18 protein-coding genes are annotated in these 16,864 nt (G+C 53.7%); 13 read left to right on the top strand and 5 right to left on the bottom strand.

Annotated features, from left to right (window positions below):
* Positions 1–96: 96 nt before the first annotated feature.
* Together HGO41_RS24860 and HGO41_RS24865 are read right to left on the bottom strand one after the other, a co-directional pair.
* On the bottom strand, positions 97–1,023 hold the full coding sequence (locus tag HGO41_RS24860; protein ID WP_013575666.1) for a DMT family transporter: 927 nt from the start codon (positions 1,021–1,023) through the stop codon (positions 97–99).
* Entirely contained in the window at positions 1,020–1,607 is a 588-nt protein-coding gene (locus HGO41_RS24865) for a TetR/AcrR family transcriptional regulator (protein WP_013575665.1), read from the bottom strand. Before HGO41_RS24865 ends, HGO41_RS24860 begins: the two co-directional genes overlap by 4 nt.
* A 206-nt stretch (positions 1,608–1,813) precedes the next feature.
* On the opposite strand from HGO41_RS24865, the gene HGO41_RS24870 reads away from it, so the two are divergent.
* Positions 1,814–2,245, top strand: a complete 432-nt coding sequence (locus HGO41_RS24870; protein ID WP_015689981.1) for a CopD family protein — start codon at positions 1,814–1,816, stop codon at positions 2,243–2,245.
* A gap of 47 nt (positions 2,246–2,292) precedes the next feature.
* Here the strand turns inward: HGO41_RS24870 and HGO41_RS24875 are convergent, their stop codons facing one another.
* Both HGO41_RS24875 and yahO read right to left on the bottom strand, forming a co-directional pair.
* Positions 2,293–2,439, bottom strand: coding sequence for a hypothetical protein (locus tag HGO41_RS24875; RefSeq protein WP_013575663.1), 147 nt, complete (start codon positions 2,437–2,439; stop codon positions 2,293–2,295).
* 70 nt (positions 2,440–2,509) lie between these two features.
* Positions 2,510–2,788: a DUF1471 family periplasmic protein YahO gene (gene yahO, locus HGO41_RS24880; RefSeq protein WP_013575662.1), complete on the bottom strand. Its 279-nt coding sequence runs from the start codon at positions 2,786–2,788 to the stop codon at positions 2,510–2,512.
* A 494-nt stretch (positions 2,789–3,282) separates the two neighbouring features.
* On the opposite strand from yahO, the gene gntK reads away from it, so the two are divergent.
* From gntK to efeB, 10 genes are all read left to right on the top strand, one after another.
* A complete protein-coding gene (gene gntK / locus HGO41_RS24885; RefSeq protein ID WP_015689980.1) occupies positions 3,283–3,822 on the top strand; it encodes a gluconokinase in 540 nt (179 codons plus the stop codon).
* Entirely contained in the window at positions 3,819–5,156 is a 1,338-nt protein-coding gene (gene gntU, locus HGO41_RS24890) for a gluconate transporter (RefSeq protein ID WP_250981606.1), read from the top strand. The genes gntK and gntU overlap by 4 nt, the downstream gene beginning before the upstream one ends.
* 16 nt (positions 5,157–5,172) lie before the next feature.
* On the top strand, positions 5,173–6,987 hold the full coding sequence (gene edd / locus HGO41_RS24895; RefSeq protein ID WP_217243951.1) for a phosphogluconate dehydratase: 1,815 nt from the start codon (positions 5,173–5,175) through the stop codon (positions 6,985–6,987).
* Between the two features lie 27 nt (positions 6,988–7,014).
* A complete protein-coding gene (locus HGO41_RS24900; RefSeq protein WP_112198389.1) occupies positions 7,015–7,653 on the top strand; it encodes a bifunctional 4-hydroxy-2-oxoglutarate aldolase/2-dehydro-3-deoxy-phosphogluconate aldolase in 639 nt (212 codons plus the stop codon).
* 191 nt (positions 7,654–7,844) lie between these two features.
* A complete protein-coding gene (locus tag HGO41_RS24905) occupies positions 7,845–9,005 on the top strand; it encodes a ceramide glucosyltransferase (protein ID WP_037035689.1) in 1,161 nt (386 codons plus the stop codon).
* A 7-nt stretch (positions 9,006–9,012) separates the two neighbouring features.
* Entirely contained in the window at positions 9,013–9,582 is a 570-nt protein-coding gene (locus HGO41_RS24910; protein WP_037035688.1) for a DedA family protein, read from the top strand.
* The gene (locus HGO41_RS24915; protein WP_126124912.1) at positions 9,579–10,256 is read left to right on the top strand and encodes a glycosyltransferase family 2 protein; all 678 of its coding nucleotides are present in this window, start codon (positions 9,579–9,581) and stop codon (positions 10,254–10,256) included. Before HGO41_RS24910 ends, HGO41_RS24915 begins: the two co-directional genes overlap by 4 nt.
* Before the next feature lie 227 nt (positions 10,257–10,483).
* Positions 10,484–12,112, top strand: a complete 1,629-nt coding sequence (efeU, locus tag HGO41_RS24920; protein WP_112152422.1) for an iron uptake transporter permease EfeU — start codon at positions 10,484–10,486, stop codon at positions 12,110–12,112.
* Between the two features lie 14 nt (positions 12,113–12,126).
* The gene (gene efeO, locus HGO41_RS24925) at positions 12,127–13,350 is read left to right on the top strand and encodes an iron uptake system protein EfeO (RefSeq protein WP_013575654.1); all 1,224 of its coding nucleotides are present in this window, start codon (positions 12,127–12,129) and stop codon (positions 13,348–13,350) included.
* Between the two features lie 3 nt (positions 13,351–13,353).
* On the top strand, positions 13,354–14,625 hold the full coding sequence (gene efeB, locus HGO41_RS24930) for an iron uptake transporter deferrochelatase/peroxidase subunit (RefSeq protein ID WP_119261685.1): 1,272 nt from the start codon (positions 13,354–13,356) through the stop codon (positions 14,623–14,625).
* A gap of 169 nt (positions 14,626–14,794) precedes the next feature.
* On the opposite strand, the gene HGO41_RS24935 is transcribed toward efeB, so the two are convergent.
* On the bottom strand, positions 14,795–15,247 hold the full coding sequence (locus tag HGO41_RS24935; protein WP_013575652.1) for a GNAT family N-acetyltransferase: 453 nt from the start codon (positions 15,245–15,247) through the stop codon (positions 14,795–14,797).
* A gap of 575 nt (positions 15,248–15,822) precedes the next feature.
* On the opposite strand from HGO41_RS24935, the gene HGO41_RS24940 reads away from it, so the two are divergent.
* A complete protein-coding gene (locus tag HGO41_RS24940) occupies positions 15,823–15,966 on the top strand; it encodes a hypothetical protein (RefSeq protein ID WP_013575651.1) in 144 nt (47 codons plus the stop codon).
* A 74-nt stretch (positions 15,967–16,040) separates the two neighbouring features.
* Entirely contained in the window at positions 16,041–16,316 is a 276-nt protein-coding gene (locus HGO41_RS24945) for a hypothetical protein (RefSeq protein WP_013575650.1), read from the top strand.
* Positions 16,317–16,864: the final 548 nt, after the last annotated feature.

Raw genomic sequence — 16,864 nt, forward strand, 5'->3', positions numbered from 1 at the left:
ATGCGAGGGAAGTGAGAGAAAAAAGGTCGAAATATCCCTTAAAAAACAATGCCGGTCACCTTAAGTGACCGGCATTATCCTGCGGGAGCCATTTTTTCAGGCAGAAACCGGTAAGGTTGCGCGTCTTTTCAGCGGCACGGTGATAAAAATCAGACAGGCAACCACCAGCCCGATACCTGTCCAGCCCAGCGGCGGCAGGCGTTCGCCCACAATCACCACCGCCAGCACGGCGGCGACCGCCGGTTCCAGCAGGGTGATGGTGGTGGCCATGCTGGCCGGAATGCGTGCCAGGGCATAACCGAAACAGACATAACCGACAAACATCGGGATAAGCGCCATGTACGCGCCGACCGCGGCGTTATTCCATGACGCCAGAAGGGGCGCGCCGGTCATCCACAGCACCGGCATCAGCAGTAAACCGCCCAGCCCGAACGTGGCGCCCATTGCCGCGCGGGAAGGGACGCCGCGCTGCATTAAATGACGCGCCGCCCAGGCATAAAGCGCGTAGGTCAGCCCGGCAATCAGCCCGAGTACCACACCGGCTATCGCGTGGTCGCCCTGACCGGCGGTGGAGTGACTGCCACTTTCACCGACGCAAAGTAACACCATGCCCGCCACGCCAATGGCGGCGCCGGTCATCCAGCGGCGGGTGAGACGTTGTCCGTCGAGATAATATTCAATCAGTGCGGATAACAGCGGCGCAGAACCGAGGGAAATCACGGTACCGACCGTGACGCCCGCCAGGTGCATCGAGGCGTAAAACGCCAGCGGATAAACTGCGACCGCCAGTGCGCCGGTAAATAACATGCGTGCGTTGTTCACCAGAGTTACCCGGCTGGTGACTATCCTTCTGGCGGAAATCAGCGCCTGCAACAATCCGCCCAGCCCCATGGCCACTGCGCCGATCGCCAGCGGGCTGACGTCGGGCGCAAATGTCGCCGCCGTGCCGGTCGACCCCCACAGAACGGAAGCAAATACCACGGCGAGTACGCCCGTCATGCGTTCACGAGGCGTTATCGTCATGGCACCTCCATCATTGAGGCCGCCATGTCCATCGCCTGACGGACACATTGACCGTTGCCTTCCAGACCTGCACGCGAAATCGCGCCTTCCAGTAAAAATGAAAAATGCCGCGCCATCAGGCGGGCTTTGGCCTCGTCAGTGGGGAACAGTTCGAGAAGATGCGCAGTCACGATAGCTTCAACATGTTCTTTATGCCCGCGCACGGCGTGCCTGCCGGGCGCTCCGGCGGGCAGTTCGGCGGCGGCATTCAGTAACCCGCAGCCACGAAAGCCGTGCTCATAGGCAAATTCAGCGTGATCGTCATACGCCTGAAACACGGCGAGCACTTTTTCTTTCGGTGTTTTAGCTTTTTCAACACGCCGGGCGTACAGCTCCAGCCATTCGTCATGACGTATTTCAATGTACGTCGCGACCAGTTCAGCCTTGGATTCGAAATTGTTGTAGAGGCTTTTTTTGGCGACACCGGCACGTTTGATGATTGCGTCAATCCCGGTCGCAGCAATGCCGTTGTTATAAAACAGAACCCGGGCGGCACCGAGAAGCCGGTCGCGGGCGCTTTCAGGAGAGGAGTCTGTGGTGGACATTTTTTTTACTCGTGTTGTTCATCTTGCCTGTAGGTATACCAGTCTACCTACTCAATGTAAACACCGGCTGAGAATAAGAAAAAGTGACGACTTAACCGTGCCTTTCGTGTGGGAAACCGCCATAATCCGCTAAAAGTTGTGGAGAGACAGCAGGTTGAGGTCATCTGCGGCAGGCAGAATTATTGTTAACTTCCGGAGGGATAAAAATGCTTCATGAATGGCTCAATGCCTTGCACGTGATTGCGGGCGTATTGTGGATTGGCGGCATGCTGGCGATGGCGCTGGTATCGATGGCCTGTTCGCGGACATCCGGTACTGCGGAAAGTGCAGGACAGACGTTGTTACTGGAAACCGTGCGCAAATGGACGCGCAGTGTCACCAGCCCGGCGATGATCCTGTTGTGGGTGGCGGGCATCGTGATGATCGTCAGTTATGGCAAATTCCCCCATGCCTGGCTGCTGATAAAAATGGTGGTGGTGCTGGTTCTCTCCGCGCTGCACGGGCTGCTTTCCGGCGATTTACGTCGTCGCGCCACCGGTCAGCAGGTGAAAGATTTCGCGCTGGTGCGCAACGCCAGCGCGGTGATTATTGTCGGTGTGATCCTCATTGGTATTTTGGCGATAATCAGGCCTTTCTGACATCCGGTTTCCCGCAAAACTCAATCCACGTGAAAGCGTGGATTTTTTTATGACTCGCCGTTCACCAGCGCAATCAGGGTGCAGGGCACCGGCGGAATATTGCCTTCCTTTAAAATTGTCAGCGAATGGTTTTCGCGCACGGCAAACGATCCCAGCCCGATAATAACCAGCATCAGCGGAGCCGACAGCAGCATAATCGTCCATTAAAAAGCCCGCAAATTTGCAGGCTTCTTTTTATTGCTTATTGTGCAGAAAACAAAATACTTATTTTTTCTTATAAACGTCAGCAGTACCGTGAATTTTATTGTTGGTATTACCGGAGGTTAATACAAATACATCGCCGCCTTTTTTATCGGCTTTCTTAGAAAGATCTTCAATGGCGCCGGACTGCGAGGTTTTATTTGAGGTGGTCACAGAGCCGACTTTGGTATACTCAGAAGCCACTTTTTCAAAATCTATTTTCTTCATTAATTCAGCAGAATAAGTGCTGAAAGAGACACAGCCCATCACAGCCACTGCCAGCAGAGCTTTAGATATTTTCATGTAATCCTCAGATTTTAAATTGCCCAGTAAATTGAAGGAAAGTAATAGAAAGCTGTTTATTTAGTGAAACCCTGTTAATCAATAACTCACTGTTTAAAAGAGTGAGTTATCACTGCCATTTAGTAATAGACAAGGAAGTCAATAATTACAAGGAGGGAAGAAAAAATTAAGCAACCGGTGCGGTTTTTAGTCTTTTGTGCCGGAGGTTTTGTACACAGTAATAGCAATCACATACTTTTCGTTTCGCCTGCGCATGTTATCCATCTGTTAACCCCCGTCCGAAATATGTTTCATTGCTAATAATTAACTTTGAAGCAGATCACATTTATGCTTTTCCCCTGCACGGGCAGATTGTCACGGGTGAAAAAGCCTCTGATAATGTTACCGATAACATGTTACCGGTAACATTGCGAATAAACATGAACAGTGTGGACATAACGAATAAAACCACTGACCCGTCTTTCGCGTTTTTTAACCAGTCGAGGAGCGCAACCGTGAACAATGATCAGAACCGAATTTATGTGTTTATGGGCGTATCAGGCAGCGGAAAATCAGCCGTCGCCAACGCCGTGGCACACCAGCTTTCAGCCGGTTTTCTTGACGGCGATTTCTTACATCCCCGCAGTAATATCCTGAAAATGGCCGCCGGTGACGCCCTCAATGATGACGACCGCGCGCCGTGGCTGGCCGCCCTCAATGATGCCGCGTTTGCCATGCAGCGAACCAATAATGTGTCGGTCATCATCTGCTCGGCATTGAAAAAACGTTACCGCGATCGTCTGCGCGCAGGTAACGCCAACCTGTCTTTCATCTATTTACAGGGTGAATTCCCGGTCATCGAAGAACGCATGGCCGCACGCAAAGGGCACTTTTTTAAATCGCAGATGCTGATCTCACAGTTTGCAGCACTCGAACAACCTGGCGCTGAAGAAAGTGACGTGATCACCATCGGCATTCATCAGCCGCTTGATGCGGTGATTGCAGAGACCCTGCAACACATCCGTAGTTTTCAGCAACAGGAGCATTGCGCGTGAATACAGTGACTTTAGTCGGTACTGCAGCGGGCTCCGTGTTGCTGCTGCTTTTTCTGGTGATGAAAGTGCGTATGCACGCGTTCGTCGCGCTGATGCTGGTGTCGATTGCCGCCGGGATTTTCTCCGGCATGCCGGTCAATACCATTGCCGACACCATGCAGAAAGGCATGGGCAGCACTCTGGGTTTTCTGGCGATTGTGGTGGCGCTGGGGGCGATGTTCGGCAAGATCCTGCATGAAGTCGGCGCACTTGACCAAATTGCGGCCCATTTACTGAATAGTTTTGGCAAAAACAAAGCCCATTATGCTCTCGGGATTGCCGGGCTGGTTTGCGCCTTGCCGCTGTTTTTCGATGTGGCGATTGTGCTGCTGATTGGCATCGTGTTCGCGGTGGCGCGCCGTACTGACGGCAACATCGTCAGGCTGGCGATCCCGTTATTTGCCGGTGTCGCGGCAGCGGCGTGTTTCCTGCTTCCGGGACCGGTCCCGATGCTGCTGGCGTCGCAGATGAATGCCGAATTTGGCTGGATGATCGCCATCGGTCTGGTGGCCGCGATTGCCGGCATGCTGATCGCCGGTCCGCTGTACGGCAATTTTATCAGCCGTCATGTCAGCTGGCCGATGCCTGTTGAAGAAAATGCCCCGACGCTTAACAAAGATAACCTGCCGTCATTCGGTTTCAGTCTGGCGCTGATTTTGTGTCCGCTGGTGTTGGTGGGAATGAAAACCATCGGCGCACGCTTTGTCACGGCGGGTACGCCATTGCACGACTGGCTGGAGTTTATCGGCCATCCGTTTACCGCCATTCTGATTGCCTGCCTGATTGTCATTTACGGGCTGGCAAAACCACGCGGCATGACCAACGAACAGACGCTGGCCATCTGCTCAGCCGCCGTTCAGCCCGCCGGGATCATCCTGCTGATGACCGGTGCGGGTGGCGTATTCAAACAAATTCTGGTGGATTCCGGCGTCGGCCCGGCCATTGGTGACGCGATGATCGGCACCGGCTTACCGATTGCCGTGGCCTGTTTTGCACTGTCAGCGGTCGTGCGGGTTATTCAGGGTTCAGCCACCGTGGCCTGCCTGACCACTGTCGGGCTGGTATTGCCGGTAACCCATCAGATGGGGCTCAACGGCGGTCAGCTGGCCGCACTCGCCATCTGCATTACCGGCGGTTCCATTGTGCTCAGCCACGTAAACGATGCCGGTTTCTGGTTATTCGGCAAGTTCACCGGTGCCAGCGAACTGCAAACGCTGAAAACCTGGACGGTGATGGAAACCCTGCTCGGCACGACTGGCGGGATCATCGGCATGATTGCTTTCACGATGCTTTAAGAAAGGGGACAACATTATGATTAACAACACCGTGGCCCGTGTCACGCAGCGGATCATCAACCGTTCCGCATCCACCCGTGAAGCCTATCTGGCGCGTATGGATGCTGCCCGTTCGCAAACCGTTCACCGCGCGCAACTGGCCTGTGGCAATCTGGCGCATGGCTTTGCCGCCTGTCAGCCGGATGAGAAGAATTCCCTGAAAAATATGGTGCGCAGCGATATCGCCATTATTACCGCCTACAACGACATGCTGTCGGCGCATCAGCCCTACGAGCATTACCCGCAACGCCTGAAAGACGCACTGAAATCGGTGGGTGCGGTCGGTCAGGTGGCGGGCGGCGTACCGGCAATGTGTGACGGTGTCACGCAAGGGCAGGACGGCATGGAGTTGTCGCTGATGAGCCGTGACGTGATTGCCATGTCGGCGGCCATCGGCCTTTCACACAACATGTTCGACGGGGCGTTGTATCTGGGTATCTGCGACAAAATCGTGCCGGGCTTAGTGATGGCGGCGCTGTCATTCGGCCATCTGCCGGCGGTATTTGTGCCCGCCGGGCCGATGAGCACCGGTTTGCCGAACAAAGAGAAAGTGCGTATCCGTCAGCTTTATACCGAAGGCAAAGTGGACCGTCAGGCATTACTGGAAGCGGAAGCCGCGTCGTATCACGGCATTGGCACCTGTACATTTTACGGCACTGCCAACACCAATCAGATGGTGATGGAAGTGATGGGGCTGCATCTGCCGGGTGCATCGTTTGTGCCGCCGGATTGCGCGCTGCGTGATGCACTGACCGATTCGGCAGCACGTCAGGTCACCCGTCTGGCCGAAACCACCGGCAACTATCAGCCACTCGGCCAGATGGTGAATGAGAAAACCGTGGTGAACGGCATTGTTGCGCTGTTAGCCACCGGCGGTTCCACCAATCTGACTATGCACATGGTCGCTATGGCGCGTGCGGCAGGCATTGTCATCAACTGGGATGATTTCTCTGAGTTGTCCGATGCGGTGCCTTCGTTATGCCGTATTTACCCGAACGGCCCGGCGGATATCAACCAGTTTCAGGCGGCGGGCGGCGTGCAACTGGTGGTGCGCGAATTGCTGAAAAACGGCCTGTTACATCAGGATGTCAACACCGTGGCTGGTTTCGGATTAGACCGTTACACGCAGGAACCGTGGCTGGAAAACGGCGAACTGGCGTGGCGCGAAGGCGCAGAGCATTCGCTCGACACAAACGTCATTGCCAGCGTGCAACAGCCGTTTGAGCATCACGGCGGCACAAAAGTGTTGTCGGGTAATCTCGGGCGTGCGGTGATGAAAACCTCGGCGGTGCCTGCGGATAATCAGATTATCGAAGCCCCTGCGGTGGTATTTGAAAGCCAGCATGACATTGTTCCGGCATTCGAGGCCGGTAAGCTGAACCGCGATTGTGTGGTGGTGGTGCGTTTTCAGGGGCCGCAGGCCAATGGCATGCCTGAGCTGCATAAACTGATGCCGCCGCTTGGCGTATTAATGGATCGCGGATTCCGTGTCGCACTGGTCACCGACGGTCGTTTGTCCGGCGCTTCCGGCAAAGTGCCTTCTGCTATCCACGTGACGCCGGAGGCGTTCAGCGGCGGCATGTTAGCAAAAGTGCGTGACGGCGACATTATTCGCGTCAACGGGCGAACCGGCGAACTCGAATTGCGTGTTGATGCTGCCGAACTGGCTGAACGAAAAGCGTATCAGCCTGATCTGAGCGCAGAACATATCGGTTGTGGCCGTGAGCTGTTCAGTGCCTTGCGCAGCCAGCTTTCCGGCGCGGAACAGGGCGCCTGCTGCATTACTTTTTAATTTATCGAAACGGATGAGAAGACAAGAATGAAAAACTGGAAAACAAGCGCAGAACACATTCTGACGGCGGGGCCGGTTGTGCCGGTCATCGTTATCAATAAACTGGAACAGGCGGTTCCGCTGGCGAAAGCGCTGGTGGCCGGTGGTGTTCGTGTGCTGGAAGTGACGTTGCGCACCGCCTGTGCGATGGACGCCATTCGTGCCATTGCCAGCGATGTGCCGGAGGCGATTTTGGGCGCGGGTACTGTGCTGAATGCGCAGCAACTGCAAGATGTCACCGACGCTGGCGCACAGTTTGCCATCAGTCCGGGGCTGACAGACGAATTGCTTGCCGCCGCGACCGCCGGTTCCATTCCGCTGATCCCGGGTATCAGTACCGTTTCTGAACTGATGCTGGGTCTGGATCACGGTCTGCGCGAATTCAAATTCTTCCCGGCGGAAGCTAACGGCGGCGTGAAAGCATTGCAGGCGATTGGCGGTCCGTTCCCGCAGGTGCGTTTTTGCCCGACAGGCGGGATTTCACTGGCGAATTACCGCGATTATCTGGCGCTGAAAAGTGTGCTGTGCATCGGCGGATCCTGGCTGGTGCCAGCCGATGCGCTGGAAAGCGGTGATTACGATCGTATTACTGCACTTGCCCGCGAAGCTGTGGCAGGGGCGAAATAGGTTTTAGCCGTTCGAAATAATAGCGATAAAAACCCACGTGAGTACGGATGCCCGTACTCACTCCTTTATTTCTTCCGCAGTGCCCCGTTTCCCCTTTAAGAATTCCTTAACGTAACGCCTGTAGGATGGCGTTTTGACTGCCGGAAGTCTGGAATTCTCATCGCAGATATTTTGAATGAAGGGGCATCGTCATGGTATTGAACACCGCAGTGATCGCCGCACTGGGCAGTGTACTGATCACCCTCCAGTTTTCCTCTCTGTTGATCGCCTGGTGGCGAATGCGCCGCGGTATCCTGCGCGATGAAGCGCATGAAACCTCGGAATTTATCGTGCTGGTCAGGCCTTTGTGCGGATATAACGCCTTTGAAGAGGAAACACTGCGCTCCAGTTTTTATCAGGACTATCCCGCTTACGAAATTGTGTTCTGCGTGGCGTCACGCTTTGATCCGGTGATCCCGCTGGTGGAAAAGCTGATGGCTGAATTCCCTGATAAGCCTGCACGCCTGCTGACTGGCGATGACAAAATATCCGCCAATCCGAAGGTGAACAATCTTAATAAAGCCTGGAGTCATACCACCGCAGGCGTGGTGGCCATGGCAGACAGCAACCTGTTGTTACCGCCGGATTATCTGCGTTCACTGATGAATACCTTTGACAGTCAAACCGGACTGGTGAGTTCTCCGGCAGTCGGGATGATCCCGGAGAATTTCTGGGGTGCCGTGGAAGCCGCCATGCTGAACACGCATCAGGCGCGCTGGCAGTATTTGTCGGATTTTCTCGGTAACGGCTTTGCGCAGGGGAAAACGTTGTGCTGGCGGCGCGAGGTGCTTGATAATGGCGGCGGAATGGCGGCGCTGGGTAGTGAGCTGGCGGAAGATGTCGCCTCAACCAAACTGGTGCGCCGCGCCGGGCTGAAAGTCCGTTTACCCGCACAGCCTTTTGCGCAGCCTATCGGGCATCGCAGTCTGGAAGCGGTCTGGAGCAGACAACTGCGCTGGGCGCGTATCCGCCGTGCCGGATTTTTCTGGCTGTTTGTGCCTGAAATTATCATTGGTTTCTTGCCCGTGCTGGCGGCGGTGCTGTGGCTGACTGCCCGCGGTGATTTGCCACTGTTTGCTCTGCCGGTGCTTTTTGTGCTGTGGTATGGCGGTGAATGGGTGCTGGCCAAAGCGCTCGGCTGGCCGCATCAGCTGAGAGATATTCTGGCAATGTGCATCCGCGATATCCTGCTGCCCGCCTTGTGGTTATGGTGCTGGACCGGGCGCGGCTTTACGTGGCGGGGCACAGTTTTAGGTGAAAGGCACGTAGATAAAAAACACCCCGCATCTGCCAGCCAGCCGTCGGGGAAATAAGGACAGTATGTTTTCTCTTGAAACACTCGAAACGCTTATCAGAGCCCACGGCCTGCTGATCATGACGCCGCTGGCTATCCTTGAAGGGCCGGTAGTGACGGTGATTGCAGGCTACTTCGTTCGTCTCGGCTATTTCAGTTTGTCCGCCATGTTGACCGTGGTGATGATCGGGGAAGTGCTCGGGGATATTATTTTTTACTCGCTCGGGCGGTGGGTGATCAAAGCTGACGGCCAACCGCCCGCCTGGCTGGCCCGTCTCGGGCTGACCCAGCCGCGACTGGAAAAAATGGTGAAAAGTTTTGACCGCAAAGGCGGGCGGTTGCTGGTGCTGGCCAAACTGACTCATTCCGCTGGCGCACTGGTGCTGACCGGCGCGGGCATGGCGCGCATGCCGCTGGTGCCTTTTCTGTTCTATAACATCATCGCGGCTATTCCCAAGAGCCTGTTTCTTCTGGGTATCGGCTGGATGTTCGGCGATATCATCGCACAGGTGAACAACTGGATAGCCTGGGTATCCCTGGGTTTGTTCATCCTGCTGGCCGTCACCGGTGTTATCTGGCTTAAGTCTAAACAATGATCACGGTGAGTTGCATTATTCCGGCACACAATGAGGGCTGCCGCATCGGCAGTGTGCTGGATGTGGTGCAGAACCATCCTTTACTGCGGGAGATTATCGTGGTGGATGACGGCTCCGCCGATAACACCGCACAAATCGCGCAGGGCAAGAACGTCAGGGTGATCAGCCTGCCTGAAAATCGCGGTAAAAGTTATGCCGTTGCCGAAGGCATTGCCGCAGCAACGGGCAGCCATCTGCTGATGCTGGATGCGGATCTTGTCGGGCTGAGTTATGACGATATAACCGCGCTCATCAGGCCGGTGATGGCGCATCAGGCGGAGGTCTCGATAAGCCTGAGGCGCAACAGCCCGTGGATCTGGCGGTTTATCGGGCTGGATTATATTTCCGGTGAACGGGTGTTTGCGCGCGAGTTAGTCGCACAGCATCTCGCAGCCATCCGCCGGTTACCGCATTTCGGGCTGGAAGTCTGGATTAATCAGCAGTGGATTGCCGCCGGATTGCGCGTGCAGGTCGTCAGCTGGCAAGGCGTTATCAGCCCGTATAAAGCCGCTAAAATGGGCTGGTTGCGCGGATTAAAGGCCGATGTGTCGATGATGCGCGATATATTCCGTACCATCAGTTTGCGTGAATCCGTGCGGCAAATTATCTGTCTTAAGCGCAAAAGTCGGGTCTGAACAGGACAGAATATCAGTCAGCATTTTCTGTACTGTTGTCAGCCAGCGGCTATTTTTTAGTGAATTTTTTATTTGGTTACAAATAAACCACGCTTTACATCATATTCATATTTCTCCAGCACTCTGTTGCAAATCCTCATACTCCATTTCTTCCCTGGCGTTCAGTCAACTGATATCAATTATCATTAATGATTTGATAATGCGTCTTGTTGCATGGAGTTTGCCCTTTGTTAGCCACATTTATTATCGGTCTTCGTGAAGGTCTGGAAGCGGCGCTTATCGTCGGGATCATTGCGGCATTCTTACGCAAAAACGGTAAAAGCCTTTTCGCGATGTGGATGGGCGTCGGGCTGGCGCTGATGCTTTCGGTGATGGTCGGCGTGGCGCTGGAGATGACCGAACGCGCGTTGCCGCAGGCAAGTCAGGAAGGAATGGAGTCGGTGATCGGCCTGATCGCTGTTTTCTTTGTCACTGGCATGATCATGTGGATGAACACCCACGCTCACACCATGAAAAATGAGCTGGAAAGCGAAGCCGCGCAGGCGATAAGCCAGTCAGGCGCCCGGGCGCTGGCGAGTATGGCTTTTCTCGCCGTGCTGAAAGAAGGCTTTGAAACCAGCGTGTTTCTGCTCGCCACATTCTCGGTCGCGCAGTCAGCCATGTGGGCGGCGGCCGGCGCGGTAACCGGCCTGCTGGTGGCGGTGGGCATCGGCTGTGGCATTTATTTCGGCGGCATCCGCATCAATCTCTCGCGCTTTTTCCGCTTCACGGGGTTGTTCCTGATCCTGGTCGCAGGCGGATTAATCATTAACGCGTTGCTGACAGCACACGAAGCGGGCTGGCTGAATATCGGGCAGCAGCGCGTGGCGGATCTCGCCTGGCTGGTGCCGCCGGGCACTGTCCGCTCAGCGCTGATTACCGGCGTGCTGGGCATTCCGCCGGATCCGAACCTGATCCAGACTGTCGCCTGGCTGCTCTACATTGTCATTGTGTCGCTGCTGATTTACTGGCCTGCACACCGCCGTCCCTCCGCGATTAACGGTGCGCGGCTGCGGCTGGCATTTGCCAGTGTGATGGTCGTGTCAGCAGTGGGATTGCGCCTTTTTTACCCAAACTACACACTGCAACTGCCTGCCAGCGCACCGCTGGTAAGTAATGACACCCGGAACACCGCACCGGCGGGTGAGGTAAAACTGTTGTCTGATACGAACGGCTATCAGCTGAATGTGACGCCTGCGGACGGCAACGTGAGGGTGACCGTTCTGCCCGCCAGCGCCGCCATTGCCGGTCATCATGGCGGCCTGCAAACCCGCGAATGGCAAACCAAATCTCGCTTTACGCCTGCGGATGCGCCTGCCGTTCTGACGCTTGATCAACTGGTGGCATTCTATGGCAACCGTATTCCCATTGGTCTGAATCCGGCGATGCATCCGGGGCCTTATCAGGCGCAGTGGTCGGTCAGTTGCACTGTTCAGGCCTCTGTGGCGCAGGGCGTGTTGCTGGGGGCCAGTGCCCGGGCAGATGAGCTGATCACGCTTTCCGGCAGCGGCCTGCAATCCCCGCGAACCATCACCGTTCGTCATCCGACGGCGGCCGCTTCAGCCTGCAACTGGCAGGTGAGCGGGGCGTATCAGCAGACCGTTTCTGATGCCCTGCAACAACTGCAAATCGCACAAGATACCTACCGTTTCTGGGCATATATGTTGCCGGTCATTCTGGCCGCGCTGGCCCTGATTTTTGTTTTCTCAGCACGACGGGTTCTCCTGAAACACCGTAATGAAAGGCTGGCCGCTGCGGGTGAATACAGCCTGTCATTCGGTTCTCAACTACACACCAATTTGCCAAAAAATAAATAAAGGAAATGAAATTCATGCGTAAACCGAATTTTAAGAAAAAAGAATCTCTGATGACCACGGCGGGCCTGGCGGCGTTGCTGATGTTTTCAGTGGAAGCACCGGCTGATGCGGCGCAGGCAGCGGTAAAAAATGGCGTTTCACAAGTGAATATCACCATGACCGGAGACAACGGCGGTACGTGTGTGGTTGACCATAATTCAGCGAAAGCGGGGCCGGTGACGTTCAATGTGGTGAACAAAACGGCAACCGCCATCACGGAGTTAGAGCTGCTGAGCAATGATCGTATTCTGGGCGAAAAAGAGAATCTGGCACCCGGCCTGCCGATGGTGAAATTCACCCTGACTCTCGACGGCGGCAAATATCAAATCTATTGTCCGGGCGCGCAACATGAAATGACCGACTTTACCGTCACCGGCAAAAGCGCCACACAACCTGCGGGCAGCGCCGGGACCATTCTGGCGCAGGGCACCAAAGATTACGCCACTTATGTGAATGGCGTGGTGGATGCGATGGTGGTCGGTGTGAACCGCCTGAAAGCGGATATTGATGCGGGAGATCTTGCTACAGCGAAAGCCGATTACGCAAAAGCGCGTCCTTTCTACGAACGTATTGAATCTGATGTGAGCGGGTTTGTATTGCCGGGCTTCAAAGCGACGGACAACGCCGGTAACCTCGATTATCTGATCGACATGCGTGCGTCTAACCTTGACCCGAAAGCAGGCTGGCATGGATTCCACGCCATTGAGCGTGACCTGTTCGGTCAGGGTAAAATCACGAATGAAACCAAACAGCTGGCTGCCGAATTACAGAAAAACGTCGCACAGCTCGACACACTGACCAAAGCGCTGACTTACAAACCTGAAGATCTGGCGAACGGTGCCGCAGATCTGCTGGAAGAAGTGCAGAACACCAAAATCAACGGTGAGGAAGAAGCCTTCAGCCACTTCGATCTGGTTGATTTCGCGGGTAACGTAGAAGGTGCGCAACAGGCGTTCGCTTACCTGCAACCGGGGCTGGAAAAAATCGATCCGGCGCTGACCAGACAGGTTGCCGCGCAGTTCGCTGCCGTGCACGTTATGCTGGAAACCTATCGTGATCCTTCAGTCCCCGGCGGTTACAAATATTACACCGCGGAACTGAAAGCCTCTGATGCTGCTAAATTGAGCCGTACTATTCAGGCGTTGCAAGAACCCCTGTCTAAGATCGGTGAGAAAGTCGCGGCGAATAAAGGAGCCTGAGGAATGAGCGATAAACACCAACCGGCCAGGGAGGCCGGTAAGTTCTCCCGGCGTGATTTGCTCAAAGGTGCAGTGGCGGGCGCAAGTGCGCTGGCCATCCCTGCGGTCAGCCATGCGCACGGACAGACCGCCGCCCGTGACCCGGAAGATAAGGTCGATCTTTCACGTGAACACCCTTTTTACGGCACCGGCGGGCAGGCGGGGATCAGCACGCAGCCTCAGCGCCACATCATGTACATGACGTTTGATCTCACCACCACCAGCCGTCAGGATTTGCAGGTGTTGCTGGCGCGCTGGTCATCGGCGATTGCCCAACTGATGAAAGGTGGCACCATCGGTCAGATTGAGCCTCTGCGTAACAGTGGCGTCGGAATGGATACCGGCGAGGCGTTAGATCTGGGTCCGGCGTCACTGACCGTCACCGTTGGCCTCGGCCCACGCGTGTTCAGCGAAACCTTTGGACTGGTGAAACAAAAACCGTTGCTGATGCGTGAACTGATGCAGCTCCCGAGCGATGACTTACAACCTGAAGTGACCGGCGGTGACCTCTCGCTTCAGGCCTGTGCGGATGATCCGCAGGTGGCCTATCACGCCATTCGTGATTTGGCGCGTATCGCCAAAAGTACCGGCGCTGCGCAGACCCGCTGGACGGTCATGGGCTTTGGCCGTGCGTCAGCCGGTAAAGGCCAGTCCACACCGCGCAATTTATTCGGCTTTAAAGACGGCACCCGCAACATCACCGAAAAAGCAGATTTTGACAAATATGTCTGGATCAACGATGGCGGTCCTGCGTGGCAGCAGCAGGGCACCTATCAGGTGGTACGCAAAATCAAGATGCACATTGAAAGCTGGGATACTGACCGCGTCAGCGACCAGAACAATGTGTTCGGTCGCCATAAAGTCTCCGGCGCGCCGCTGACCGGCACCAGAGAGTTTGATACGCCGGATTTTAAGAAAACGGCTGCGGACGGCAACTTAATTATTCCGGCCACTGCGCATATCAGCCTGGCCGCGCATGAAAATAATGGGGGGATTAAAATCCTGCGTCGTTCATATAACTACACGGACGGACTGAATAATATGGCCCAGCTCGATGCCGGTTTGTTATTCATCAGCTATCAGAAAGATCCGGCGCAGTTTGAAGCGCTTCAGAACCGTTTAGGCGCATCCGACGCGATGAATGAATATATTTCACATATCGGATCGGGTATTTTCTTCGTGCCACCGGCACCGAAGGAAGGCGAGTATATTGGTGCTGATATGTTTAAGGTGTAAGCCCGCCGGAAGCACCTACACTAAAAATCAGGCCAGCGCATTTGCTGGCTTTTTTGGCGTTATGCTGCGGGCAGCGCCCTCGTTGTCATCTGAAAACCTTTGCGTTCGCTTCCCGCGCATAATCGCGCGGAGCTTTGTGCCAGGCGGACGTCAGATCCTCTAGATACAATCAGCGCAATGGCTTTGAGAAACAGACAGCTTCAGTCCTGCCTATGTATGGGCCGTAATTCTCAATACGGATATAACCATTTTTCTCGTAGAAATTTACAGCCCGATAGTTCATGTGTCGGGTTTCCAGCCTAAGTTCTGTATATCCCATCTCTTTTGCAGATTTTTCAAGAAAAGTGAGTAAGGCACCGCCAATCCCTGACACACTTCGGTCTGAAAACATTCTTTTAAGCTCGGCGATATTTTGCGTTAATGGCCGTATAGCACCGCATCCTATAGCTTTGCCATGAGAATTCTTTGCTAATGCCCATAAAGCTTTGTCATCACTCATTGCTTCAACGGTGAAATTGCTTTTGCCATTATCACCAGTAATAGCGGCAAGTTCTGCTGACAGCATTTCGATTAAGCGATGAGATTCTGAAGAAAATGGATCTGATTTCTCTACTGTTATCATGGTTATACCCTGCAGGATGAGTGTGACCAACATAAAGCATTCTGTTAAGGAAAGCATCAGCCAAAACGGGGGATGGGACAACACTGTTTCCAAACTATCCCGAGGGTATCATGCCTGCTGCTCGCTCAACGTTGCCTGTCATGCCTGCTTAAAAAACAGGCTTAACGTAGGGTGTTGTCCGTTTTCCAGGCAGGCCCTACAAGAGCAGAGTTAGATCATTTGCGTTGAATCTCATAACTGCTGATTTTAAATTCACACGTAATCATTTCCCTTTATGTTTATTAAGTTTTTTTGACAAAGCAATCAATCTCCATATTGAATTTAGCTTTTCCAATAACTGGAAGAACGGGTTGGAAAAAGATTATTTAACTGCCCACATAAACAATACATAAACAAAAAATAAAAATCGAAAAGAAATCACCTGCTCAACAACAATAAAAAAGTTGAAAGGAAATATAGTATTACATTATTAAATAAAGATATTACAAGTCGGTTGCTATATTTATTTTGCAAGATCATTAGGCATTCTTTTACCAGAAATAATAACCCCAACTTTTGACAATGAGGTTTTAATTATGAAAGTAAGTAGAATTGCAGCGTTGTTATTTATCTCCTTTACGGGTTTATCCAGAGCAGCGGAACCACTCCACCACTTCAATACATCTTCTGTTGACCATCTGATTATTCTTGCAGGCGATGGCGGAGCGGGTGGCGACTAAGATCATATAAATCCCATACTGCCAGATCACACGATCTGGCAGTTTTTATAACACGCAGTTGAGGAGACTTCTTTGTGAATATGAATCTTAAATTAGTAGCATTTTTGTTTTGTACTGAGTTTTGCTTGTCGGGTGTAGTACATGCTGAAAATGCGATAACGCCGAACAGTACAGCTACAATCCCTGTGTCAGCAGACCAGGCCAGTTCCCTTAAGGTAGTGACGGTAAAATGCGGGCATTCTGGTAAAGATGGGCAGCCAGGTAAGGATGGTAACAATGGGCAGGGCGGTAAAGGCGGTAAAGGCGGTGCGGCTGGTAAAGGCGGCGCGGCCGTCCCATGTAGCAATTAAGGTAAGCGCTCTCAGGCAAATAGTGTTTTTCCAAAAAGGTGCTGCTTATGCGTCTGAAACTAATCTATATATTTACAGCTCTCGTTTACTTGGCGTCAACATCGTTCGCCCATGCGGACGCATCGTCCAAATGGCCATCAACGCAACACAACGTTAATGGGTTCGTTCTGGTTGATGGTTCTCCCGGGGCAAATGGAGGGGACGGCGGGAACGGATGAACCAAGGTACGTTGCCCAGATGCGAACGAGATTATCAGGAAAATAAACTGCATGGTTCTTTTGCTCCTGTAAGAATCCCGCATAATCGTTCAATCCGCTTTTTAGAGGTTTTCTGTCATACGGATGAGGTGACCTTTAAAGCGAATGTCGCCTTCTCGCTCAAAGCTGTCCTCTTTACTGTTAGGGCAACTGAGTGGCAGAAGCGGAAAGATTGTTTTGGAAAAACTCTAAAGCCGTGGCCAGTTTTTGTTGACCATATATGGACGCCCCGGGTGTTACAAGTACTGGTTCGATACGGTTTGCGACCATATATCCGGCGTCGTTAGTGGG

The sequence above is a fragment of the Rahnella sp. CG8 genome (assembly GCF_023701875.1).
Classification (GTDB): domain Bacteria; phylum Pseudomonadota; class Gammaproteobacteria; order Enterobacterales; family Enterobacteriaceae; genus Rahnella; species Rahnella aceris.